The sequence below is a fragment of the Streptomyces sp. NPDC005374 genome, from assembly GCF_042872225.1.
In the GTDB taxonomy this organism is placed as follows: domain Bacteria; phylum Actinomycetota; class Actinomycetes; order Streptomycetales; family Streptomycetaceae; genus Streptomyces.
Genome location: NZ_JBIAKA010000023.1, coordinates 128841 through 152138, shown reverse-complemented (window position 1 = coordinate 152138; position 23298 = coordinate 128841). Strand labels below are relative to the sequence as shown.

Annotated in this window: 17 protein-coding genes and 2 pseudogenes; 10 read left to right on the top strand and 9 right to left on the bottom strand. The window is 69.7% G+C overall.

Going from position 1 to position 23298, the window contains the following annotated elements:
• Positions 1-187 precede the first annotated feature (187 nt).
• From ACFYRX_RS41630 to ACFYRX_RS41615, 4 genes and pseudogenes are all read left to right on the top strand, one after another.
• A pseudogene (locus tag ACFYRX_RS41630) lies at positions 188-481 on the top strand (ComF family protein); the annotation flags it as partial.
• A gap of 180 nt (positions 482-661) precedes the next feature.
• Positions 662-1570, top strand: coding sequence for a ComF family protein (locus tag ACFYRX_RS41625; RefSeq protein ID WP_389111962.1), 909 nt, complete (start codon positions 662-664; stop codon positions 1568-1570).
• Between the two features lie 311 nt (positions 1571-1881).
• Positions 1882-2574 carry a ribosome hibernation-promoting factor, HPF/YfiA family gene (hpf, locus tag ACFYRX_RS41620; protein WP_389111936.1) on the top strand — a complete coding sequence of 231 codons (693 nt, stop codon included), beginning with the start codon at positions 1882-1884 and terminating at the stop codon, positions 2572-2574.
• Between the two features lie 202 nt (positions 2575-2776).
• Positions 2777-3523: a response regulator gene (locus ACFYRX_RS41615; protein ID WP_389111934.1), complete on the top strand. Its 747-nt coding sequence runs from the start codon at positions 2777-2779 to the stop codon at positions 3521-3523.
• 3 nt (positions 3524-3526) lie between these two features.
• Here the strand turns inward: ACFYRX_RS41615 and ACFYRX_RS41610 are convergent, their stop codons facing one another.
• Entirely contained in the window at positions 3527-4714 is a 1188-nt protein-coding gene (locus tag ACFYRX_RS41610; protein WP_389111933.1) for a winged helix-turn-helix domain-containing protein, read from the bottom strand.
• A gap of 75 nt (positions 4715-4789) precedes the next feature.
• Positions 4790-5362 carry a GNAT family N-acetyltransferase gene (locus ACFYRX_RS41605; RefSeq protein WP_389111932.1) on the bottom strand — a complete coding sequence of 191 codons (573 nt, stop codon included), beginning with the start codon at positions 5360-5362 and terminating at the stop codon, positions 4790-4792.
• 271 nt (positions 5363-5633) lie between these two features.
• Here ACFYRX_RS41605 and secA point away from each other — a divergent pair, with 271 nt between their 5' ends.
• On the top strand, positions 5634-8474 hold the full coding sequence (secA, locus tag ACFYRX_RS41600; protein WP_389111930.1) for a preprotein translocase subunit SecA: 2841 nt from the start codon (positions 5634-5636) through the stop codon (positions 8472-8474).
• Positions 8475-8611: 137 nt separating this feature from the next.
• Here secA and ACFYRX_RS41595 read toward each other — a convergent pair whose 3' ends face one another.
• On the bottom strand, positions 8612-9268 hold the full coding sequence (locus tag ACFYRX_RS41595) for an Rv3235 family protein (RefSeq protein WP_389111929.1): 657 nt from the start codon (positions 9266-9268) through the stop codon (positions 8612-8614).
• A 308-nt stretch (positions 9269-9576) separates the two neighbouring features.
• Here ACFYRX_RS41595 and ACFYRX_RS41590 point away from each other — a divergent pair, with 308 nt between their 5' ends.
• Positions 9577-10092: a DUF6912 family protein gene (locus tag ACFYRX_RS41590; protein WP_389111927.1), complete on the top strand. Its 516-nt coding sequence runs from the start codon at positions 9577-9579 to the stop codon at positions 10090-10092.
• Between the two features lie 88 nt (positions 10093-10180).
• The gene (locus ACFYRX_RS41585) at positions 10181-10846 is read left to right on the top strand and encodes an HAD family hydrolase (protein ID WP_389111926.1); all 666 of its coding nucleotides are present in this window, start codon (positions 10181-10183) and stop codon (positions 10844-10846) included.
• Between the two features lie 69 nt (positions 10847-10915).
• On the opposite strand, the gene ACFYRX_RS41580 is transcribed toward ACFYRX_RS41585, so the two are convergent.
• Positions 10916-11482 (bottom strand): DJ-1/PfpI family protein, encoded by a 567-nt coding sequence (locus ACFYRX_RS41580; protein WP_389111924.1) that lies wholly within the window; start codon positions 11480-11482, stop codon positions 10916-10918.
• Positions 11483-12203: 721 nt separating this feature from the next.
• Between ACFYRX_RS41580 and ACFYRX_RS41575 the strand changes: the two genes are divergently transcribed.
• Positions 12204-17156, top strand: coding sequence for an NAD-glutamate dehydrogenase (locus ACFYRX_RS41575; protein ID WP_389111922.1), 4953 nt, complete (start codon positions 12204-12206; stop codon positions 17154-17156).
• Between the two features lie 74 nt (positions 17157-17230).
• Here the strand turns inward: ACFYRX_RS41575 and ACFYRX_RS41570 are convergent, their stop codons facing one another.
• Both ACFYRX_RS41570 and ACFYRX_RS41565 read right to left on the bottom strand, forming a co-directional pair.
• The gene (locus ACFYRX_RS41570) at positions 17231-18052 is read right to left on the bottom strand and encodes an ABC transporter ATP-binding protein (protein ID WP_389111920.1); all 822 of its coding nucleotides are present in this window, start codon (positions 18050-18052) and stop codon (positions 17231-17233) included.
• The gene (locus ACFYRX_RS41565; RefSeq protein WP_389111918.1) at positions 18045-18962 is read right to left on the bottom strand and encodes an ABC transporter permease; all 918 of its coding nucleotides are present in this window, start codon (positions 18960-18962) and stop codon (positions 18045-18047) included. Before ACFYRX_RS41565 ends, ACFYRX_RS41570 begins: the two co-directional genes overlap by 8 nt.
• Before the next feature lie 329 nt (positions 18963-19291).
• Between ACFYRX_RS41565 and ACFYRX_RS41560 the strand changes: the two genes are divergently transcribed.
• Positions 19292-19930 (top strand): TetR/AcrR family transcriptional regulator, encoded by a 639-nt coding sequence (locus ACFYRX_RS41560; RefSeq protein ID WP_389111916.1) that lies wholly within the window; start codon positions 19292-19294, stop codon positions 19928-19930.
• Positions 19931-20047: 117 nt separating this feature from the next.
• On the opposite strand, the pseudogene ACFYRX_RS41555 reads toward ACFYRX_RS41560, so the two are convergent.
• From ACFYRX_RS41555 to ACFYRX_RS41545, 3 genes and pseudogenes are all read right to left on the bottom strand, one after another.
• Positions 20048-20979, bottom strand: a pseudogene (locus ACFYRX_RS41555) (ADP-ribosylglycohydrolase family protein).
• 79 nt (positions 20980-21058) lie between these two features.
• Positions 21059-22042, bottom strand: a complete 984-nt coding sequence (galE, locus tag ACFYRX_RS41550) for a UDP-glucose 4-epimerase GalE (RefSeq protein ID WP_389111914.1) — start codon at positions 22040-22042, stop codon at positions 21059-21061.
• A 205-nt stretch (positions 22043-22247) separates the two neighbouring features.
• Positions 22248-22724 (bottom strand): MarR family winged helix-turn-helix transcriptional regulator, encoded by a 477-nt coding sequence (locus ACFYRX_RS41545; RefSeq protein ID WP_389111913.1) that lies wholly within the window; start codon positions 22722-22724, stop codon positions 22248-22250.
• Positions 22725-22845: 121 nt separating this feature from the next.
• Here ACFYRX_RS41545 and ACFYRX_RS41540 point away from each other — a divergent pair, with 121 nt between their 5' ends.
• On the top strand, positions 22846-23259 hold the full coding sequence (locus ACFYRX_RS41540; protein ID WP_389111911.1) for an organic hydroperoxide resistance protein: 414 nt from the start codon (positions 22846-22848) through the stop codon (positions 23257-23259).
• Positions 23260-23298 lie beyond the last annotated feature (39 nt).

Here is a 23298-nt window from a genome sequence, read left to right as displayed (position 1 = left end):
TCGTCGGCAGGCGGGGCGGATTCCTCGGACGAGGGGCTGAATGGCGGGCCTGTGAGGGGGCTGGCCAATTGGCTGTATAGGGCCGGGAATTCGGTGGGAACAGTTGTTCGTGCTGGGTGCGGGGTTTTCCACAGGGAGTTATCCACAGGGGTGGTCGGTCGGCTTCCGTGTTGGCACAGTGGTGGGCATGCGGGGGTGGTGGCAGGACCTCACCGATCTGGTGCTGCCGGCCGAGTGCGGAGGCTGTGGAAGGCCTCGCACGGTGCTCTGTCCTGAGTGCCGTGCCGTCCTGAACGGGGTCGCACCGCGCCGGGTGCGACCGGCGCCGGAGCCGCCCGGACTGCCGGTCGTGCATGCGGCGGCTCGGTATGCGGATGCGGTGCGGGCAGTGCTGCTGGCTCATAAGGAGCGGGGAGCACTGGCTCTCGCGGGGCCGCTGGGTTCGGCTCTGGCGGGGGCTGTGCGGGTGGCGGTGCGGGAGGTCTGTGAGTCGGATGGTGGCGGATCGGCGTCAGGGCGGGCTTCTGGGGCCTGGGAGCGGGGGTGCGTGGGCGGGGTCGGGGTAGGGGTCGGGCAGTCGTGGGCGGTCGGTGCGTCGGGGGTCGAGGTGGGGGGCTCGGAGGGTCGGACGTATGGCGGCGTGCCGACGGGGCCAGAGGGTTTGACGTACGGCAGGGGTACGCAGTCCTGTGCGGAGGTGTTGCCGTATGGCGGCCGTGTGCGGTCGGGGGCCGAGGCCTTCAGGAGTGGTGGCGATGTGCAGTGGGGCGCCGATGCCTTGACCGGTGGTGGTGACGTGGAGCCGGGTGCGGTTGCCCGTGGTGTTTGGCAGGGGGATGGGCTCGGTGTGCCTGTGCTGCTCGTTCCCGTGCCGTCTGCGCGGCGGGCTGTGCGGGCTCGCGGGCAGGATCCGGCGCGGCGGATCGCGCTGGCGGCGGCGGGGGAGTTGCGGCGGGCGGGGATGCCGACTCGAGTGGTGGCCGTTCTGCGGCAGCGGCGGGGGGTGGCCGACCAGTCGGGGCTCAACTCCCGGCAGCGGTTGGACAATCTCGCCGGCGCGCTGACGGTTGCCCCCGGTGGGGGAGGCCTGTTGGCGCAGGGGCTGGTCGTGCTGGTCGACGACCTGATGACTACGGGCGCATCCCTGGCAGAGGCGGCTCGGGCCGTCCGGGAGGCGAAGGCCCGGGAGAACGCGGAGCGTGTTGGACAGGCCTGGCGTCGCGGTGAACAGACTGCGGTCGGCCACCGTGATCAACGGCAACAGGGGGTGGGTGGACGGCCTGGCCGAGAACAGCGGGGCACGGCCGGACGGCATGACGGACTGCGGCAGGCCGTGTGCGGCTGTCGTGGTGGACGGGGAGTGGATGGATGCTGTGGTGAAGGGGCAGGCGCCGTGTACACCGCTGCAACTCGGGAAGGCATGGGGGAACGAATGGTCACGGTGACGGAGGAGGACACGGGCCGGGAGCGCTGCTCGACGGCAGTGGTGGGCGCCGGTGGCGTTCGTGACGTCATCTGCGCGGCTGTGGTCGCGGCCTCGCCGGATTCCTTCGAAATAAACCGGAACTGACTGCGAAGTTGCATCGTTGCAGGTTACGAGAGGACCTATTCACCTGAACGGAGGTACGCCGCAGTAGAGGGTGACGACATCCGTCCGGGCGAGATATGTTCGGTTGTGAGAGAAAGGCCCAGGCCACACCTCGCAAATCCGAATGCCGTGCCGCGGGGTTTCCACCAGCGCGCGCGATGGTGGAATGGAGATCTTGCCCGCGGGGGAGGAGGTGGAAGTCACCGAGTCCGAGGTTCCGGGGCTCACCGGAGCCTGGTGCAAAAGGGAGACGCTCCGCAGCGAAGCGGAGCGATCCGGGAACGGAGTTCTGCGTGGACATCGTCGTCAAGGGCCGCAAGACCGAGGTGCCCGAGCGGTTCCGCAAGCACGTGGCCGAGAAGCTGAAGCTGGAGAAGATCCAGAAGCTCGATGGCAAGGTGATCAGCCTCGACGTCGAGGTCTCCAAGGAGCCGAACCCCCGACAGGCCGACCGCTGTGACCGAGTGGAGATCACGCTCCGCTCCCGCGGTCCGGTGATCCGGGCGGAAGCGGCAGCCAGCGACCCGTACGCGGCACTCGACCTGGCGGCGGAGAAGCTGGACGCCCGGCTGCGCAAGGAGCACGACAAGCGCCACACCCGTCGAGGCGCACGGCGGCTCACGGCTGCCGAGGTCGCCGACCACGTCCCGGGCGCGGCGACGCTCAACGGCAACGGACAGGCCGTTCACGAGGAAGAGCCGGACGGCGTGCCCACCAAGAAGATCGGCTCGCTGGAGATCAAGGGTGAAGGTCCCCTCGTCGTTCGTGAGAAGACCCACGTCGCCTCCCCGATGACCCTCGACCAGGCTCTCTACGAGATGGAGCTGGTCGGGCACGACTTCTATCTGTTCGTCGACTCCGAGACCAAGGAACCGAGTGTCGTCTACCGGCGACACGCCTACGACTACGGCGTCATCCACCTGAGCACGGACCCGATGGTCGCCAGGGCGCACTCCCCCGCGGCCGGCGGTACGACGGGGAGCTGACCCTCCCGGATGACAGCTGAGCGGGTGCCCCTGGAGCGCGTGTGCGCCCCCAGGGGCACCCGCGTGCGACCGTTTCGCGCCCCGCTCTGTCACCCCACTGTCGTCCGGGCATGGAATCATGGCTGCACCGGCCCAACCGGTGGGCCGATGCCTTGGGTTGGCGATGGCACAGGATCAGCCACAGCCTTCAGGGGGAGGAACGATGGCGGACAGCTTCGGACCGCTGCGCGGCGATGACGCCGGCGACGGCGTCGTCAGCATGGGCACGGACGCGGGCTCTCCACGCAAGGAGCCGATCCGGGTCCTGGTCGTGGACGACCATGCCCTCTTCCGGCGCGGACTGGAGATCGTGCTCGCGGCCGAGGAGGACATCCAGGTCGTCGGTGAGGCGGGCGACGGCGCGGAGGCCGTCGACAAGGCAGCCGACCTGCTGCCGGACATCGTTCTGATGGATGTGCGGATGCCCAAGCGGGGCGGGATCGAGGCCTGTACCTCCATCAAGGAGGTGGCTCCCAGCGCCAAGATCATCATGCTGACGATCAGCGACGAGGAGGCCGACCTCTACGACGCGATCAAGGCGGGCGCGACCGGATATCTCCTCAAGGAGATCTCGACGGACGAGGTGGCCACGGCCATTCGTGCGGTGGCCGACGGCCAGTCGCAGATCAGCCCTTCCATGGCGTCGAAACTGCTCACCGAGTTCAAGTCGATGATCCAGCGGACGGACGAGCGACGTCTCGTGCCGGCCCCGCGGCTGACCGACCGTGAGCTGGAAGTGCTCAAGCTCGTCGCCACCGGGATGAACAACCGGGACATCGCCAAGGAGCTGTTCATCTCCGAGAACACCGTGAAGAACCATGTGCGCAACATCCTGGAGAAGCTCCAGCTGCACTCCAGGATGGAAGCGGTGGTCTACGCGATGCGGGAGAAGATCCTCGAGATCCGCTGAGGCTCAGGAGAGCGCGTGTGCGAGTTCCCGCGCCAGGGGCTCGCGCAGCTCGGGAGCGTCCACCCGCTCCACCCGTACGTCCGTGCAGTCCACCCAGCTCGCCGCCTCGACCAGGGCCTGTGCCACTGCCGGGACCGCTTTCGGGCCCTCCAGGGTGACCTGCCTGGCCACCAGCGTGCCGCCCTCGCGGGCCGGGTCCACGCGCCCGACGAGCCGGCCGCCGGCCAGCACCGGCATCGCGAAGTAGCCGTGGATCCGCTTGGGCTTGGGGACGTAGGCCTCCAGGCGGTGGGTGAAGCCGAAGATCCGCTCAGTACGCGCGCGTTCCCAGATCAGGGAGTCGAACGGGGACAGCAGCGTGGTGCGGTGGCGGCCGCGCGAAGGTGTCTCCAGGGCCGCGGGGTCGGCCCAGGCCGGCTTGGACCAGCCCTCGACCGTGACCGGCACCAGGCCTGAGTCGGCGATCACCGCTTCCACCTGTTCGCCCTTCAGACGGTGGTAGTCGGCGATGTCCGCGCGGGTGCCGACGCCCAACGACAGGCCGGCGAGACGGACGAGGCGGCGCAGGCACTCGGCGTCGTCCAGCTCGTCATGGAGGAGTTCGGCGGGGATCGCGCGCTCGGCGAGGTCGTACACCCGCTTCCAGCCGCGACGCTCCACGCAGACCACCTCGCCGTACATCAGGGCGCGTTCGACGGCGACCTTGGTACCGGACCAGTCCCACCACTCGCTGGTCTTCTTCGCACCGCCCAATTCCGTGGCGGTGAGGGGGCCTTCGGTGCGGAGCTGCTTGATGACCTGCTCGTAGGTGCCGTCCGGGAGCTGGTGGTTCCAGTGCGGACGGCTGCGGTAGGCGCGGCGGCGGAAGGCGAAGTGGGGCCACTCCTCGATGGGCAGGATGCACGCCGCGTGCGACCAGTACTCGAAGGCGTGGGGCGCGCCCGTCGGGCCGGTCTTCCAGTACGCGTCCTCGACGGTCCTGCGGCCCACCGCGCCGAGCCGGGCGTAAGGGATGAGCTCGTGGGACCGCGCGAGGACCGAGATGGTGTCGAGCTGGACCGCGCCGAGGTGACGAAGGACGCCGCGGACTCCGGACCGGCGGTCGGGGGTGCCGAGGAAGCCCTGGGCGCGCAGCGCGATGCGGCGGGCCTCGTCGGCCGAGAGTTCGGTGGTGGGAGGCGGAGTCGTCATGGGTCCGAACGATAGAGGCCGGCACTGACATTGATGCTGATACTCAGGTTGCGGTGGCCGCCACCGGGACGGTGTCTACCGAGGGGCGGGGAGATAGGGCGCTGTCGACGGCAGGCCGAGGTCCGACGGCAACAGGGCGCCCACCCAGCAGTCCCGGCGCACGCCTTGGTGGACCGTCCCGGAGCGCAGGACGCCCTCGACGACGAAGCCCGCGCGCTCGGCCACGGCGCGGGAGGGCTGGTTGCCCACTTCCGCGCGCCATTCCACGCGGTCGACCGACAGTTCGGTGAAGGCCCAGCGGGAGCTCGCGCGGACGGCCTCGGTGACGTAGCCGTTGCCGCGGTGGTCCCTGCTGCCCCAGTAGCCGATCTCGGCCGTGCCCGGCGAGCGTCGGCTCAGGCTGAGCATGCCCACCAGGTCCTCCCCTTCGGGGAGGAAGAGACCCCAGGTGAACGTCGTGTCGTTCGCCCAGCCGTCCGGTACCAGCTGTTCGGTGAAGCTCTGGGCGTGCTCGGACAGGTAGGGCGAGGGGATGGTGGTCCAGCGCAGGACGTCGGGGTCCTGGACGGCCGTGAGGACGGCACCGGTGTCCCGCCCCGCGGGTGCGCGCAGCAGGAGACGGTCCGTGGTCAGCGTGACGGGTTCCATCGGCCGATTCTGGCCGGGTGTTCGCTGAAGGCGCCATTGTTTTCGCCGTGGGTGAGCGGGTGATCACAATTCGTGCAATTCGCGAGCGGGGCGCGGCACCATCGTTGTTCCCCGTCCGTTGTCACCTTTGAAGCAGATTTGAACGAGCTGACAGTCGGCCTGCCCGGCAGGCCTCCCGACGTGGCGGGGTCCTCGCATACGATGGCCGTTGCTCAGTAAGTCCAATGGAAACCGACCGTCCCAGGCCCGACCGGCAAGGAGACCAACCCCCGTGTCCGTCCTCTCGAAGATCATGCGTGCAGGCGAAGGCAAGATCCTGCGCAAGCTGCACCGCATCGCGGACCAGGTCAACTCCATCGAAGAGGACTTCGTCAGCCTCTCCGACGCCGAGCTGCGGGCCCTCACCGACGAGTACAAGCAGCGGTACGCCGACGGTGAGACCCTGGACGACCTGCTCCCCGAGGCGTTCGCCACTGTGCGCGAGGGCGCCAAGCGCGCACTCGGCCAGCGCCACTACGACGTGCAGATCATGGGCGGCGCCGCCCTCCACCTCGGTTATGTGGCCGAGATGAAGACCGGTGAGGGCAAGACCCTCGTCGGCACGCTGCCCGCGTATCTGAACGCGCTGTCCGGCAAGGGCGTCCACCTGATCACGGTCAACGACTACCTGGCCGAGCGCGACTCCGAGATGATGGGCCGCGTCCACAAGTTCCTGGGCCTGGAAGTCGGTTGCATCCTCGCCAACATGACGCCGGCCCAGCGTCGCGAGCAGTACGCGTGCGACATCACGTACGGCACGAACAACGAGTTCGGCTTCGACTACCTTCGCGACAACATGGCGTGGTCCCAGGACGAACTCGTCCAGCGTGGCCACAACTTCGCCATCGTCGACGAGGTCGACTCCATCCTCGTCGACGAGGCCCGTACGCCGCTGATCATCTCCGGCCCGGCCGACCAGGCCACCAAGTGGTACGGCGACTTCGCCAAGCTGGTCACGCGCCTGAAGAAGGGCGAGGCCGGCAACCAGCTCAAGGGCATCGAGGAGACCGGCGACTACGAGGTCGACGAGAAGAAGCGCACCGTCGCCATCCACGAGGCCGGTGTGAGCAAGGTCGAGGACTGGCTGGGCATCGACAACCTCTACGAGTCGGTGAACACCCCTCTGGTGGGCTACCTGAACAACGCCATCAAGGCGAAGGAGCTCTTCAAGAAGGACAAGGACTACGTCGTCATGGACGGCGAAGTCATGATCGTCGACGAGCACACCGGCCGTATCCTCGCGGGCCGTCGCTACAACGAGGGCATGCACCAGGCCATCGAGGCGAAGGAAGGGGTGGACATCAAGGACGAGAACCAGACCCTTGCCACGATCACCCTCCAGAACTTCTTCCGCCTCTACAAGCGCCATGACCACAACGGCAAGGAACAGGCCGGGCTGTGCGGCATGACCGGTACGGCGATGACCGAGGCCGCCGAGTTCCACCAGATCTACAAGCTCGGCGTCGTCCCGATCCCGACCAACCGGCCGATGGTCCGCAAGGACCAGTCGGACCTGATCTACCGCACCGAGGTCGCGAAGTTCGAGGCGGTCGTCGACGACATCGTCGAGAAGCACGAGAAGGGGCAGCCGATCCTCGTCGGTACGACGTCGGTCGAGAAGTCCGAGTACCTCTCGCAGCAGCTGTCCAAGCGCGGTGTCCAGCACGAGGTGCTGAACGCGAAGCAGCACGACCGTGAGGCGACGATCGTCGCCCAGGCCGGCCGCAAGGGCGCCGTGACCGTGGCCACCAACATGGCCGGCCGCGGTACCGACATCAAGCTCGGCGGCAACCCCGAGGACCTCGCGGAGGCGGAGCTGCGTCAGCGCGGCCTCGACCCCGAGGAGCACATCGAGGAGTGGGCCGCGGCCCTGCCCGCCGCCCTGGAGAAGGCCGAACAGGCGGTCAAGGCGGAGTTCGAGGAGGTCAAGGACCTCGGCGGGCTCTACGTCCTCGGCACCGAGCGGCACGAGTCGCGCCGTATCGACAACCAGCTGCGCGGCCGTTCCGGCCGTCAGGGCGACCCCGGCGAGTCCCGCTTCTACCTCTCCCTCGGCGACGACCTGATGCGCCTGTTCAAGGCCCAGATGGTCGAGCGCGTCATGTCGATGGCGAACGTCCCCGACGACGTGCCGATCGAGAACAAGATGGTCACGCGCGCGATCGCGTCCGCCCAGTCGCAGGTCGAGCAGCAGAACTTCGAGACCCGTAAGAATGTCCTGAAGTACGACGAGGTCCTCAACCGGCAGCGCGAGGTCATCTACGGCGAGCGGCGGCGCGTCCTTGAGGGCGAGGACCTGCAGGAGCAGGTCGTGCACTTCATGGACGACACCATCGACGCGTACATCAGCGCGGAGACCGCGGAGGGCTTCGCCGAGGACTGGGACCTCGACCGGCTGTGGGGCGCGTTCAAGCAGCTCTACCCGGTGAAGATCACCGTCGAGGAGCTGGAGGACGCGGCCGGCGACCGCGCGGGCCTGACCGCCGAGTACATCTCCGAGTCCATCAAGGAAGACATCCTCGAGCAGTACCAGTCGCGTGAGGCGCAGCTCGGCTCCGAGATCATGCGTGAACTGGAGCGCCGGGTCGTGCTGTCGGTCCTGGACCGCAAGTGGCGCGAGCACCTCTACGAGATGGACTACCTCCAGGAGGGCATCGGCCTGCGCGCGATGGCGCAGAAGGACCCGCTGGTCGAGTACCAGCGCGAGGGCTTCGACATGTTCACCGCCATGATGGAGGGCATCAAGGAGGAGTCCGTCGGCTACCTGTTCAACCTGGAGGTCCAGGTCGAGCAGCAGGTCGAGGAGGTCCCGGTCCAGGACGAGAAGCCGTCCCTCGACAAGCAGGACGTGGTTCCGGCGCAGGCCGGCGCGCGTCCCGAGATCCGGGCGAAGGGACTCGACGCCCCGCAGCGCCGGGACCTGCACTTCTCCGCGCCGACCGTGGACGGCGAGGGCGGTGTCATCGAGGGCGAGTTCGCCGACGACGACGAGCCCGTGCGCTCCGAGGCGGACGGTCTCACCCGCGCGGAGCGGCGCAAGCAGTCCCGTGGCCGGGCGCGCCGCAAGAAGTAGTGCCTACGCGGTGCCGGTGGCGCCGCAGCGGATTCGCGTGACGGCGCCGGTGGTGCCGTGACGGAGGAAGGGCCGGGTCGCTCCACGTGACCCGGCCCTTCGGCGTGCGGAGCCTCTCCGGGGCCCCTCCCGGCCTGTCAGTCGTCGTACGGGCGCGGAGCCCGGGGTCCGCCCAGTTCGACCGCTGTGCAGCGCCAGCGGCGGTCCTGGCCCTGTTCCAGGCGGAAGGCCATGGCACGCAGCTGGTCGCCGGCGCCGATCCGGGCGAAGGCCTCCACGGCGCCGGGGCGCGGGACGAAGTAGCCGATGTCCCGGACCACGGGGTGGGTGCCGCGGGTGCGCAGGGAGCCGCGTTCGGCCAGCCAGGCCAGCTCGTCGTAGGCGCGCCCCGCGGTGTGCCGGAGCATCGAGTGGACGGGGCGCCGGCCGCTCAGGACACCGAGGAGCAGGTCGGCGAAGAGGTCGGTGGGGCGGGGTTGAGGGACCAGGGGGCGGCGCGGGGGCTGGGTGGGGACGACCGGGTCGGGGTGAGGCGCGGCGGCCCGGTCACGGACGGTCTCGCCGACGGGGGCGGTGCTCCGGCCGGGGGCACCCAGGGGCCGGCTGTCCGCGGGTCCCGTACGGGCGCGGGAGCCACCGCCGGGGGAGCCCGGTGGGCGGCCGTCGCCCGGGGCCGTACGGGGTGTGCTGCCGCCGGGCGTGCGGGGCGGTGTGCCGCCCGGGCGGCGGGTGTCGCGGCGGGCCGCCGGGCGGGTGCCCGAGTGGTGCTGAGCCCTGGTCATGACCTTGTTCATGGGATCCCCGTTCTGCCCCGCCCGGAAGTACCGGGCAGTAACTTTGTGGATGAGGATCTTGTACGTGGCCGTGGACCGCGACGGCAAGGAAGCGGCGGGGCCGGGCCGGGCGGTCGAGATGTTCACCTATCAGGGTGATCAAAGGGGGTGGAAGCCCGAGGTCCCGGGGGTGGGGCGGGTGAATTCCGGGCCTTGGGTGGACGCTTCGCGAGGCCTGGGCAGGGACTCGAAAGGGGACGCCCGCACGTATCCTGAAGGCCTTCGCGGAGCTCCGCGACGCCGTTCCCCGACCACGAAAGCGGCCAGTCATGCGCGTCTACGTCCCCCTGACCCTCTCCGGTCTCGCCGAGGCGTACAAGACGGGTGAGCTGGGGGCCGGGCCGCTCCTCGCCTACGCCGTCACGCCCGCCCTGCGCGAGTGGTACCTCTCCGACGACATCGAGGAGCTGGAGTACGCGGCGCTGAACCGGGCCGCGCTGGCCTCGCTGCGACTGCTCGCGGCGGACGCCGGGGCCGTACGGCGCCGGGTCGTGGTGGCCGTCGACGTGGCCGACGGCGCGGCTACCGCCGATCCCGACCGTGGCCTCGATCCCGCGGCGCTCGGTGAGGTGCGGGTGGCCGGGACGGTGAGGCTGGCCAAGGCGGCCGCGGTGCACGCCGACGCGGCCGACGCGGAGGCCGACGTCACCGCAGCCGTGGACGCGCTCGCGGCGGCGGACGGCGGGGACGACGACGCGCAGTTCGTCGTGGACGGGGCCGAGGACCACGAGCTGCTGTGGTACGCGACACAGGAGGTCCCGAACCTGCTGGGGCTGGGCGGCTGAGGGCGGCCCGGTCTGCTCCGAGCTGCGGTTTTACCTGCCTTGACCTGCGAGTCTCTTGATTGTCAGTGGGGGCGGGTACGTTTTTGGCATGGGGAAGCTGACAGGGGCGCACATCGTCTGGGACTGGAACGGGACGCTGTTCCACGACAACGACGCGATCATCGGGGCGACGAACGCCGCGTTCGGCGAGCTCGGGCTCACGCCGATCACGATGGAGCAGTACCGGGCGCTGTACTGCGTGCCGGTGCCGAAGTTCTACGAGCGGTTGCTGGGCAGGTTGCCCACCGAGGCCGAGTGGGAGGTCATGGACGTGACCTTCCACCGGTACTACACCGAGCATCGGGTGGGCTGCGGGCTGACCGACGGGGCGGTGGAACTGCTCACGGGGTGGCGGTCCGCGGGGCGCAGTCAGTCGATCCTCAGCATGTACGGGCACGACGAACTGGTGCCCTTGGTCAGAGGCTTCGGGATCGAGTCGCACTTCCTCCGGGTGGACGGGCGGACCGGGCCCTCCGGGGGAAGCAAGGCGGAGCACATGGAGCGGCATCTCGCGGCGCTGGCCGGGGTGGAGGCGGCTCGTACGGTGGTGATCGGGGACGCCGCGGATGACGCCGTGGCGGCCATGCGGGTCGGGGCGCGGGCTGTGCTGTACACCGGCGGCTCGCACAGTCGGGCCAGTCTTGAGGTGGCGGGTGTCCCGGTGGTGGACACCTTGGCGGAGGCGGTCGCGGAGGCCGAACGCATAGCCGCGTAGCGGTCGCGGCCGGTGCGGTGCGGTGCCGTCGGGTCCAATCGCCGGGCCCCCACGGCACCGCCGCGTCGGCTAGGTCACCGGTGCCTTGGCCCTCAACACCGTCAGGAACTCCCGCATCCAGCCCGGGTGGTCCGGCCATGCCCGGGAGGAGACCAACGTGCCGTCCACCACCACCTCGGCGTCCTGGAATGCGGCGCCGGCGGACTGCATGTCGGGCTCCAGGGCCGGATAGGCCGTGACGTGGCGGCCGCGGAGGCTGTCGATCGCTGCGGTGAGCAGAGGGCCGTGGCAGATCTGGGCGACCGGTTTGTCCGCGTCGAAGAAGGACTTGAGAATCTTGCGGAGCTCGGGGTCGTTGCGCAGGTACTCGGGTGCCCGGCCGCCGGGGATGACGAGGGCGGCGTACTGACCGGGGTCGACCTCGGCGAAGGCCAGGTCGGCGGGCCAGGTGTAGCCGGGCTTCTCGGTGTAGGTGTCGAAGCCGGGTTCGAAGTCGTGGACCACGAATCGGAGCTTCTTGCGGGCGGGGGCCGAGATGTGGACGTCGTAGCCCTCCTCACGGAGGCGCTGGTAGGGGTACAGGACCTCCAGTGACTCCGCCGCGTCGCCCGTGACGATCAGGATTTTTGCTGTCATGTCGGCAACGTGCATCCGGAAAACGGCCTTGCCAAGGGGGTGTGCAGCATCGGGAACATGAGTGGGCGGGCCGCGGGGCGATCCGTCGGACGAGCGTCTGCCGGACGCGTTCGCGTCGGACCGGCCGACGAACGACTGCCCGACCGGCTGTCGAGCCGACTGCCGGACCGGTTGAGGGACGCGCCCTCGGTCGGTCGGCCCGTCCGGCGGTCTGGCCGGGCGACCGTCCGACGACCTGCCGGACAACCCCTTGGGCGACCTGTCGCCTTACGACGGCTTCGCCCCTTCCGCCCCTGTGCAGACTGTCAAACTTCCACACCTGCTTTTGTACACATACGGCTCATGACGACCCCCCTGCTAGGAGCGATAGCCTTGGTGGCGTGATCAGCGCGATAGTTCGCGGGGGCGCTGTGGCCCCCGCCCTGCGCCCGGTGCGCACGGAACACCTCCGTGGCCGGGCGGCGGCCGCTGGTCCTCGCGGGCGGGACGGGGCCGTAGGGGCCCTCATGACGCCGAGCACACCCTCGTCACCGGCGCGGCAGAGAGCAGCGTCACACCTGACGGGCGTGTCGAGAATGGCTGATATCCCCCCGCTCATCTCACCTTGCGGCATAGCGTCGGAGCAGACCGGAGACCCCGGGGCCGTGGCGTCGAGCCGCAGGGGAAGAGCCCGTACTTCCTTCTACGTCACGCAACGGCGCGCGACAGGAGTCAGAGGACAATGCAGACCAAGCTGGACGAAGCCAAGGCCGAGTTGCTCGAAAGGGCTGCACGGGTAGCTGAGAACAGCCCGGTCGGGGGGCACCTACCGACTGGGACGACCGACGAGGACACCCCCCGCACCCCGGACACCCCGGACAGCGAGACCGTGCTCGCGTTCCTCCAGCGCTACTACCTGCACACCGCCCCGGAAGACCTGACCTCCCGCGACCCCATCGATGTCTACGGCGCCGCGCTCTCGCACTTCCGGCTGGGCGAGAACCGTCCGCAGGGCACGGCCAACGTGCGGGTCCACACGCCCACGGTGGAGGAGAACGGGTGGACGTGCACCCACTCCGTCGTCGAGGTCGTCACCGACGACATGCCCTTCCTCGTCGACTCCGTCACCAACGAGCTGACCCGGCAGGGACGCGGCATCCATGTCGTCATCCATCCCCAGGTCGTCGTCCGCCGCGATGTCACCGGCAAGCTGATCGAGGTCCTCACCGCCCCGCCCTCCTCCGGTGACCTTCCGCACGACGCGCACATCGAGTCGTGGATCCATGTCGAGATCGACCGCGAGACCGACCGTTCCGATCTGAAGCAGATCACCGCCGACCTGCTGCGCGTCCTGTCGGACGTCCGGGAGACCGTCGAGGACTGGGAGAAGATGCGGGACGCGGCCCTCCGTATGGCCGACGAACTGCCCGCCGAACCCGTCGCCTCCGACCTGCGTGACATGGAGATCGACGAGGCCCGCGAGCTGCTGCGCTGGCTGGCAGCCGACCACTTCACCTTCCTCGGCTACCGGGAGTACCAGCTCAGGGAGGACGACTCCCTCGCGGCCGTCCCCGGCACCGGACTCGGCATCCTGCGCTCCGACCCGCACCACGCCGACGAGGAGAGCCACCCGGTCAGTCCGTCCTTCGAGCGGCTGCCCGCCGACGCCCGCGCGAAGGCCCGTGAGCACAAGCTGCTCGTGCTGACCAAGGCCAACAGCCGGGCGACCGTGCACCGGCCCTCGTACCTGGACTACATCGGCGTCAAGAAGTTCGACGCGGCCGGCAACGTCGTCGGTGAGCGGCGCTTCCTCGGACTGTTCTCCTCCGCCGCGTACACCGAGTCGGTGCGCCGCGTCCCGGTGATCCGCCGCAAGGTGGAGGAGGTGCTGGAGCGGGCGGGCTTCTCGCCCAACAGCCACGACGGCCGGGACCTCCTCCAGATCCTGGAGACGTACCCGCGCGACGAGCTCTTCCAGACCCCGGCCGACGAGCTGGAGTCCATCGCCACTTCCGTCCTGTACCTCCAGGAGCGGCGCCGGCTGCGCCTGTACCTGCGCCAGGACGAGTACGGCCGCTACTACTCGGCCCTCGTCTACCTGCCCCGCGACCGCTACACCACCGGCGTCCGCCTCAGGATCATCGACATCCTGAAGGAGGAACTCGACGGCATCAGCGTCGACTTCACCGCCTGGAACACCGAGTCGATCCTGTCCCGGCTGCACTTCGTGGTCCGAGTCCCGCAGGGCACCGAGCTGCCGCAGCTCAGCGACGACGACAAGGAGCGCATCGAGGCCCGCCTGGTCGAGGCCGCCCGCTCCTGGGCCGACGGCTTCGACCAGGCGCTCAACGCCGAGCTCGGCGAGGAGCGCGCCGCCGAACTGCTGCGCCGCTACGGCACCGCCTTCCCCGAGGGCTACAAGGCCGACCACACCCCGCGCTCCGCGGTCGCCGACCTCGTCCACCTGGAGCGGCTCAACGAGGACAACGACTTCGCGCTGAGCCTGTACGAGCCGGTGGGCGCCGCCCCCGAGGAGCGCCGGTTCAAGATCTACCGCAAGGGCGACGCGATCTCCCTGTCCGCCGTCCTGCCGGTCCTCAGCCGGCTCGGTGTCGAGGTCACGGACGAGCGGCCCTACGAACTGCGCTGCTCCGACCGCAGCATCGCCTGGATCTACGACTTCGGCCTGCGCATGCCCCGGTCCCAGAACGGCACCGGGGACTACCTCGGCGACGACGGCCGCGAGCGCTTCCAGGAGGCCTTCGCCGCCACCTGGACCGGCAGGGCGGAGAACGACGGCTTCAACGCCCTGGTGCTGAGCGCCGGCCTGAACTGGCGTCAGGCGATGGTGCTGCGGGCGTACGCCAAGTACCTGCGCCAGGCGGGCTCGACATTCAGCCAGGACTACATGGAGGACACCCTCCGCCACAACGTCCACACCACCCGGCTGCTCGTCTCCCTGTTCGAGGCCCGGATGTCGCCGGACCGGCAGCGCGCCGGGCACGAACTCGTCGACGCCCTGCTGGAGGAGCTCGACGCGGCTCTCGACCAGGTGGCCTCGCTGGACGAGGACAGGATCCTGCGGTCCTTCCTGACCGTCATCAAGGCGACCCTGCGCACCAACTCCTTCCAGGAGGCCGCGGGCGGCAAGCCGCACGACTACGTCTCCATGAAGTTCGACCCGCAGGCCATCCCTGATCTCCCGGCGCCCCGCCCGGCGTTCGAGATCTGGGTCTACTCCCCGCGCGTCGAGGGCGTGCACCTGCGCTTCGGCAAGGTCGCGCGCGGTGGTCTGCGCTGGTCCGACCGGCGTGAGGACTTCCGCACGGAGATCCTCGGCCTGGTCAAGGCGCAGATGGTGAAGAACACCGTCATCGTGCCGGTCGGCGCCAAGGGCGGCTTCGTCGCCAAGCAGCTGCCGGACCCGGCCGTCGACCGCGACGCCTGGCTGGCCGAGGGCATCGCCAGCTACAAGATGTTCATCTCGGCCCTGCTCGACATCACCGACAACATGGTGGCCGGCGAGGTCGTGCCCCCGGCCGACGTCGTGCGGCACGACGAGGACGACACCTACCTGGTGGTCGCGGCCGACAAGGGCACGGCGACGTTCTCGGACATCGCCAACGGGGTCGCGGAGTCGTACAACTTCTGGCTCGGCGACGCCTTCGCCTCCGGCGGCTCGGCCGGCTACGACCACAAGGGCATGGGCATCACCGCCCGCGGTGCCTGGGAGTCCGTCAAGCGGCACTTCCGCGAACTGGCCGTCGACACCCAGTCCGAGGACTTCACCGTCGTCGGCATCGGCGACATGTCCGGCGACGTGTTCGGCAACGGCATGCTGCTGAGTGAGCACATCCGCCTGGTCGCCGCCTTCGACCACCGGCACATCTTCATCGACCCCAGGCCCGACGCGGCCACCTCCTACGCCGAGCGCCGCCGCGTCTTCGAACTCCCGCGCTCCAGCTGGGCCGACTACAACACCGAGCTCATCTCCGCGGGCGGCGGCGTGTTCCCCCGTACCGCCAAGTCCATCCAGGTCAACGCCCACATCCGCGAGGCCCTCGGCATCGAGGACAAGGTCGCCAAGATGACCCCGGCCGACCTGATGAAGGCGATCCTCAAGGCGCCGGTGGACCTGCTGTGGAACGGTGGCATCGGCACCTATGTGAAGGCGTCCACCGAGACCCACGCGGACGTCGGCGACAAGGCCAACGACCCGATCCGCGTCGACGGCGCCGACCTGCGCGTACGGGTCGTCGGCGAGGGCGGCAACCTGGGCCTGACCCAGCTCGGCCGGATCGAGTTCGCACTGCACGGCGGCAAGATCAACACCGATGCCATCGACAACAGCGCGGGCGTGGACACCTCCGACCACGAGGTGAACATCAAGATCCTGCTCAACGGCCTGGTCACCGACGGCGACATGACCGTCAAGCAGCGCAACAAGCAGCTCGCCGAGATGACCGACGAGGTCGGACACCTGGTCCTGCGCAACAACTACGCGCAGAACACCGCGATCGCCAACGCGCTCGCCCAGTCCAAGGACATGCTCCACGCCCAGCAGCGCTTCATGCGCCACCTGGTGCGCGAGGGGCACCTCGACCGGGCCCTGGAGTTCCTGCCGACCGACCGCCAGATCCGCGAACGCCTCGGCGCCGGACAGGGGCTGACCAGCCCGGAGACGGCCGTCCTGATGGCGTACACCAAGATCACGGTCGCCGACGAACTCCTGCACACCTCCCTGCCGGACGACCCGTACCTGCGCACCCTGCTGCACGCGTACTTCCCGTCCGCGCTGCGCGAGAAGTTCGCCGACCACATCGACAACCACCCGCTGCACCGCGAGATCACCACGACCGTCCTGGTCAACGACACGGTCAACACGGGTGGTACGACCTACCTGCACCGTCTCCGTGAGGAGACCGGCGCGTCGCTGGAGGAGATCGTCCGGGCGCAGACCGTGGCCCGCGCGATCTTCCGCTCGGCAGCCGTGTGGGACGGTGTCGAGTCGCTCGACAACCAGGTCGAGGCCGCCGTACAGACCCGGATCCGGCTGCACTCGCGCCGCCTCGTCGAGCGTGGCACGCGCTGGCTGCTCAACAACCGGCCGCAGCCGCTCCAGCTCGCCGAGACCGTCGAGTTCTTCGGCGACCGCGTCGAACTGGTGTGGTCGCAGCTGCCGAAGCTGCTGCGGGGCGCCGACCTGGAGTGGTACCAGAAGATCTACGACGAGCTGGCCGGTGCCGGTGTGCCGGACGAGGTCGCCACGCGCGTGGCCGGGTTCTCCTCCGCCTTCCCGACGCTGGACATCGTCTCGGTGGCCGACCGCATGGGCCGTGACCCGATGGACGTCGCCGAGGTGTACTACGACCTCGCCGACCGCCTCCACATCACCCAGCTCATGGACCGCATCATCGAGCTGCCCCGCGCCGACCGCTGGCAGTCCATGGCCCGCGCCTCCATCCGCGAGGACCTCTACGCGGCCCACTCGGCGCTGACCGCGGACGTCCTGGCCGTCGGCAACGGCACCTCGACCCCCGAACAGCGCTTCAAGGCCTGGGAGGAGAAGAACGCCGCGATCCTCGGCCGGGCCCGCACCACCCTGGAGGAGATCCAGGGCTCGGACGCCTTCGACCTCGCCAACCTGTCGGTCGCGATGCGCACGATGCGGACGCTGCTGCGGCAGCATTCATAAGGAGTACGACGACGAGGGCGCCCGGGACCGTGAAGTCCCGGGCGCCCTCGTCGTCGTAGAGCAGGGGCCGTGGCTCAGGCGGCCGCCTTGGCCTTCGCCCTGTCCTTGTCCGGGCCGCCCGTGAAGTCCTCGTAGGCCGCCAGGACCTCGTCCGTCGGGCCGTCCATGCGCAGTACGCCGCGCTCCAGCCACAGCACCCGGTCGCAGGTGTCGCGGATCGACTTGTTGCTGTGGCTGACCAGGAAGACCGTGCCGGCGTGCTTGCGCAGCTCGCGGATGCGTCCCTCGGAGCGCTTCTGGAAGGAACGGTCGCCGGTGGCGAGGGCCTCGTCGATGAGGAGGACGTCGTGGTCCTTGGCGGCGGCGATGGAGAAGCGCAGCCGGGCCGCCATGCCCGAGGAGTACGTCCGCATCGGGAGGGTGATGAAGTCACCCTTCTCGTTGATGCCGGAGAAGTCGACGATCTCCTCGTAGCGCTCCTTGACCTGCTCGCGGGACATGCCCATCGCGAGGCCGCCGAGGTAGACGTTGCGCTCGCCGGTCAGGTCGTTCATCAGGGCCGCGTTCACGCCGAGGAGGGAGGGCTGGCCGTGCGTGTAGATCCGGCCGTTCTCCACCGGGAGCAGGCCCGCGACCGCCTTGAGCAGGGTCGACTTGCCTGAGCCGTTGGTGCCGATCAGGCCGATCGCCTCGCCCTTGTACGCCACGAAGGAGACGTTCTTGACGGCGTGCACCGTGCGGACGCCCGCCGCCTTCTCGGCCTGGCCGCGGCGCATCATGCGGTTGAGGGCGGCGGTGGCGGAGCCCCTGCCGGCGCCGGTGCCGTTGACGCGGTAGATGATGTCGACGCCGTCGGCGACGACGGTGGGGATCTGGTCGTTCGCGATGTCAGCCACGGCCGTACGTCTCCTCAGCCTTCCAGAAGTAGATGAACCCGCCGACGCCGGCGACCAGCGCCCAGCCCACCGCGATCGCCCACACGTGGTGCGGCAGCTGGCTCGCGTGGAAGCTGTCGATCAGGGAGTAACGCATCAGGTCGATGTACACGGCGGCCGGGTTGGCCTGGAGGACGGGCACCACCCAGGACGGCCAGTCGTGGTGGCCCTTGGCCAGCTTGTCGATGCTCCACATCACGCCGGAGACGTACATCCAGGTGCGCAGGATGAACGGCATCAGCTGCGCGATGTCCGGTGTCTTGGCGCCCATCCGCGCCATGATCATCGAGACGCCGGCGTTGAACACGGACTGCAGCACCAGTGCCGGCACCGCCAGCAGCCAGGACGCGGCGACCGGGACGCCGAAGCAGAGCAGGATCACGACCAGGGCGGCCATCGAGAACAGCAGCTGCTGGAGCTGCTGGAGGGCGAACGAGATCGGCAGCGCGGCCCGCGGGAAGTGCAGGGCGCGCACGAGGCCGAGGTTGCCGGCGATCGCGCGGGTGCCCGCCATGATCGAACTCTGTGTGAACGTCCAGATGAACACGCCCGTCACCAGGAACGGGACGTAGTCCGGCACGTTCCTCTTGGTGCCCAGCAGCACGCCGAAGATGAAGTAGTACACCGCCGCGTTCAGCAGCGGGGTCATGACCTGCCAGACCTGGCCCAGCTTCGCCTGGGCGTACTGCGCGGTGAGCTTGGCGGTGGCGAACGCGGTGATGAAGTGACGCCGGGCCCACAACTGGCGGACGTACTCCGGCAGGGAGGGACGGGCACCGCTGACCGAGAGGCCGTGACGGACGGCCAGGGCCGCGAGGTCGTCGCCGGCTGAGGCCGCTGTCGGGGGCGGTGTGTCGATGACCTGGCTCACATCCGCTGCTTTCGTTCGGGGGGTTCGGGGGGTTCGGGGGTGGGGGTGAGGTGCGTGCGGCCGGCGTGTCCGACACCCGATGTTTCCTTACGTGACTCTTCACGTTTTCTTACGTCGGGACGGGACCGTATCGTCGCAACGTGAGCGTAGGACGAGTGAGCGTTGGAACGCAACCGTTTCGTCGTCACGAATGACGCTGGAACGTAACCGTATCGTCGTCACGACATCCGTCGGAACGAAACCGTATCGTCGTCACGCGACTCGTCGCGGCGACACCGTTTCGTCGTGACGACTCGCGTCGGAACGGGACCGTTTCGTCGCTACGCCCTATGCTGGTCCGCATGACGACCAACGCCGACGCGCCGCAGACCCGTCCGCGCCGCCGTGCCCCGGCAGGAGCCGCCGTACTCCGCGAGGATGTGACGGATGCCATCAGGGCAGCCGTCTTCGAGGAGCTCGCGGCCGTCGGGTACGCGCGGATGTCGATCGAGGGCATCGCGCGCCGCGCGGGCGTCGGCAAGACCGCGGTCTATCGCCGCTGGCGTTCCAAGCTGCACCTGGTCCTCGACGTCGTCTCGGAGATCGCGGTGATGGGCCTGCCCGTGCCGGACACCGGCTCGCTGGAGGACGACCTGCGGATGCTGTACGAGGTGACGTCCCGTGCGCTGCGGCACCCGGTGGCATCGCAGATCATCCCGGATCTCCAGGCCGAGGCGGCCCGCAACCCCGAGATCGCCGAGGCTCTGCAGAACGCGTTGCAGAAGGGCCAGGAGGGCGTCGCCAGCAAGATCATCGTCGCGGCGGAGCAGCGCGGTGAGCTCCGCGCGGGCTTCAACGACGAGCTGGCGCTGGATCTGATCTCGGGCCCGCTGTACTGGCGTTCGGTCGTGATCCGCAGCCCGAAGCTGCCGAAGGGGTATCTCGCGGCGCTGGCCAGGTCGACGACGGAGGCGCTGAAGGCGCTCTGAGCCTCAGCAGACTCGGCCGAGGTCCGAGGTGGCCTGCCTCACAGGTAGGCCCGGCCATGCGGTGAGTCGGTCCTGCTGAGCGCGGCTCGAGGGGCTGCCGCTGGACTCCTTGGGCGGTCAGCCGACCAGGCGAGCCGTGAGGGTGGCCAAGTCTGCCGTACTCAGGACCCGGTCGGCGAAGCCCGGCAGCGGTACGTGCAGGGGGGCCGTCCAGCGTTCGGGGACGGCGGCGATGCCGTGGACCGCGCCGACCAGCGCACCCGTCACCGCTGCCACCGTGTCCGTGTCGCCGCCCAGGTCGATCGCGGCGCGTACGGCCGTCTCGTAGGAGGTCGTCGTGCGCAGGGCCCAGACCGCGGAGCCCAGGCAGGGCCATACGGCGCCGTTGAACTCGGTGGCCTGGTCGGGGTGCCAGTCGGGGGCCAGGACGGTGGCGTAGCGACGTCGGTGGTCGGGGTGGATCGCCGTGAGGGCGGCGGGTACGGCGTCCAGCGGGTCGTCTCCAGCCAGAGCGACGCGTATCAGCTCGTGGAGGACGGCCGTACCCTCCCAGGCCGCCCGGTCGCCGTGGGTGAGGGCGGCCAGGCGGCGGGCAGCGTCCATGGTGGCGTCGCGGCCCTGTGCGGCGAAGTACACGGCGGAGGGGGCGGTGCGCATCAGGGAGCCGTTTCCCGCGGCCCGTTGGCTCACCTGGAAGTGGAGAGCGGCCGCGGTGTCCCAGGGGTCGCCGCTGCCCAGGACGGCCTCCGTCTGGAGGCCGATGTCCTTCGGCTCCGCTGCCGCCCAGCGCCGGAACCGCCGGAAGACGTCCGGGAGTTCCAGCCCGCCGCACTCCACAGGGACTCGCCGACCAGGACCGCCATCTGTGTGTCGTCGGTCGCCTCACCCGGGTCCCAGCCGCCGCCCCCGCACATCTCACCACCGTGCCCCGGCTCGGGGAACCGCGCCGAGAAGGCGCCCTCGGGCCCGAACTCGAAGGGGGCGCCCAGCGCGTCACCCACGGCGGAACCGATGACGGCGCCGAGGGCGCGCTCTGCGGGAACGACCATCCGCGCAGGCTAGCCCCCAGCCGGTACGCCCCGCCCGGCACCCCTCCCCGGCACCTTCGGCCGGGACCCGCCCCGCCGGCTACCCCCGAGCCGCCCCCGGATGCAACCGCACCCACCCCTCCCAGGCCGACGTGATCATGTCGTCGATGTCGTGCTTGGCCTTCCAGCCCAGTTCGGTGGCAGCCAGGTCGGCCGAGGCCACGACGCGGGCTGGGTCGCCGGGACGGCGGGGAGCGACCGTCGGGGGGCGGTCGTAGCCGGTGAGGGCGTTGACGCAGTCGATCATCTCGCGGACGGAGACGCCTTCGCCGCGGCCGATGTTGACGGTGAGGTCGCGGCGAAGGCGGGAGGACTGGAGGGTGCGGGCGGCGGCCACGTGGGCCTCGGCGAGGTCGGCGACGTGGATGTAGTCGCGGACGCAGGTGCCGTCGGGGGTCGGGTAGTCGTCGCCGAAGATGCGCGGAGGCGCGTCCGCCGTGAGCTTCTCGAAGACCATCGGGATCAGGTTGAAGACGCCCGTGTCGGCCAGCTCGGGGGCCGCCGTGCCCACCACGTTGAAGTAGCGCAGGGAGGCCGTCGCGAGGCCTGTGGCGCGGCCTGTGGCTCGGACCAGCCACTCGCCGGCCAGCTTGGTCTCGCCGTACGGGGACATCGGCGCGCACGGCGTCTCCTCCGTCACCAGCGGGACGTCCGGCATGCCGTACACGGCCGCGGAGGACGAGAAGACGAAGGCGGTGACCCCGGCCGCTGTCACCGCCTCCAGGAGGACGCGCAGGCCCTCGACGTTCTCCCGGTAGTAGTGCAGCGGCAGGTCCACCGACTCGCCGACCTGCTTCTTCGCCGCCAGGTGCACGACGCCGGTGACCTCGTGGTCCGCGAGGGTGTGCGCGACCCGCTCGGCGTCCAGCGTGGAGCCCACCACCAGCGGCACGTCGGCCGGCACGCGCTCGGCGATGCCGGTGGACAGGTCGTCGTACACGACCGCCTGTTCGCCCGCCGCGGTCATCGCCCTCACGACGTGCGCCCCGATGTAGCCGGCGCCGCCGGTGATCAGCCAGGTCATGTACGGCCGTCCCCTCGTCGTTGACCCGTGTCGTCTGTCGGCCCGTGGCCGCGTATCAGTGAACCAGGCGGCCGGGCCCCGTGGGCGGACCTGCGGTGACCGCGCGTGAAGCCGGGGACACGCGCGGTGCCGGAGTCGTGCCGGCCGAGCGCCACACGCGTGTGCGGGCAGGCGCGGCGGCCGCGCCCGGCAGCCCGTGCGAGTGTCAGTCCCCGTCGGGAAGCTCGGCGTGCACCGCGGCGTCCAGCGCTGTGGTGAGCTCGTCGAGGCGGGTCCGCAGCCGGTGGATCTCGTCGACGTCGAAGCTGGTCGCCGAGACGATCCGGCGCGGCACCTGCACCGCGCGCTCGCGCAGGGCGACGCCCTCCTCGGTGAGCCGTACGTCCACCGAGCGCTCGTCGCGGGTGCTGCGCTCGCGTCGCACCAGGCCGGCCGTCTCCAGTCGCTTGAGGAGCGGGGACAGGGTCCCCGAGTCGAGCCGCAGGTGCTTGCCCAGCTTCTTGACGGGCAGGTCGCCGTGCTCCCAGAGCACCAGCAGCACGAGGTACTGCGGATAGGTGATCCCCAGGTCCTTGAGGACGACGCGGTACACGCTGCCGAAGGCGCGGGAGGCGGCGTTCAGGGAGAAGCAGATCTGTTGGTCGAGGCGGAGCCAGTCGGTGGCGGTCGGTGGCGTGGTCATGGTTCCAGGATAGCTCTTGTACCACTTAGTTGTGCACAACTGAATTGTGTGCTCTACTTGCGGTCGTGAGGCGGTCGAACGAACAGCCGCCGGAACAAGACTTCGAGAGGGATGGTTTTCCATGGAAGCGCTCTACACCGCAGTCGCCACCGCCACTCACGGCCGTGACGGTCGCGCCGTCTCCAACGACGGCAAGATCGACCTGAAGCTGGCCCCGCCGGCGGAGCTGGGCGGCAACGGAGAGGGCACCAACCCGGAGCAGCTGTTCGCCGCCGGTTACGCCGCCTGTTTCGGCAGCGCTCTCGGTCTCGTCGGCCGTCAGGCCAAGGTGGACGTCAGTGACGCCGCCGTCACCGCCGAGGTCGGCATAGGCAAGCAGGGCGAGGGCTTCGGCCTCAAGGTCGCCCTGCGCGTCGAGCTGCCCGACACGGTGGACGCGGAGACCGGCCGCAAGCTCGTCGAGCAGGCCCACCAGGTCTGCCCCTACTCCAACGCCACCCGCGGCAACATCGAGGTCGAGCTCGTCGTCGAGTAGGTCCGAAATCCCGTTAGGTCCGGAAAGCCGACTCGGTCA

Coding starts and splice junctions, on each gene's coding strand:
- ACFYRX_RS41590 (WP_389111927.1), top strand. CDS start 9,577: ATGCGCGTCTACGTCCCCCTGACCCTCTCCGGTCTCGCCGAGGCGTAC.
- ACFYRX_RS41575 (WP_389111922.1), top strand. CDS start 12,204: ATGCAGACCAAGCTGGACGAAGCCAAGGCCGAGTTGCTCGAAAGGGCT.
- ACFYRX_RS41605 (WP_389111932.1), bottom strand. CDS start 5,362: ATGGAACCCGTCACGCTGACCACGGACCGTCTCCTGCTGCGCGCACCC.
- ACFYRX_RS41540 (WP_389111911.1), top strand. CDS start 22,846: ATGGAAGCGCTCTACACCGCAGTCGCCACCGCCACTCACGGCCGTGAC.
- ACFYRX_RS41615 (WP_389111934.1), top strand. CDS start 2,777: ATGGCGGACAGCTTCGGACCGCTGCGCGGCGATGACGCCGGCGACGGC.
- ACFYRX_RS41580 (WP_389111924.1), bottom strand. CDS start 11,482: ATGACAGCAAAAATCCTGATCGTCACGGGCGACGCGGCGGAGTCACTG.
- ACFYRX_RS41545 (WP_389111913.1), bottom strand. CDS start 22,724: ATGACCACGCCACCGACCGCCACCGACTGGCTCCGCCTCGACCAACAG.
- ACFYRX_RS41610 (WP_389111933.1), bottom strand. CDS start 4,714: ATGACGACTCCGCCTCCCACCACCGAACTCTCGGCCGACGAGGCCCGC.
- ACFYRX_RS41585 (WP_389111926.1), top strand. CDS start 10,181: ATGGGGAAGCTGACAGGGGCGCACATCGTCTGGGACTGGAACGGGACG.
- ACFYRX_RS41595 (WP_389111929.1), bottom strand. CDS start 9,268: ATGAACAAGGTCATGACCAGGGCTCAGCACCACTCGGGCACCCGCCCG.
- ACFYRX_RS41560 (WP_389111916.1), top strand. CDS start 19,292: ATGCTGGTCCGCATGACGACCAACGCCGACGCGCCGCAGACCCGTCCG.
- galE (WP_389111914.1), bottom strand. CDS start 22,042: ATGACCTGGCTGATCACCGGCGGCGCCGGCTACATCGGGGCGCACGTC.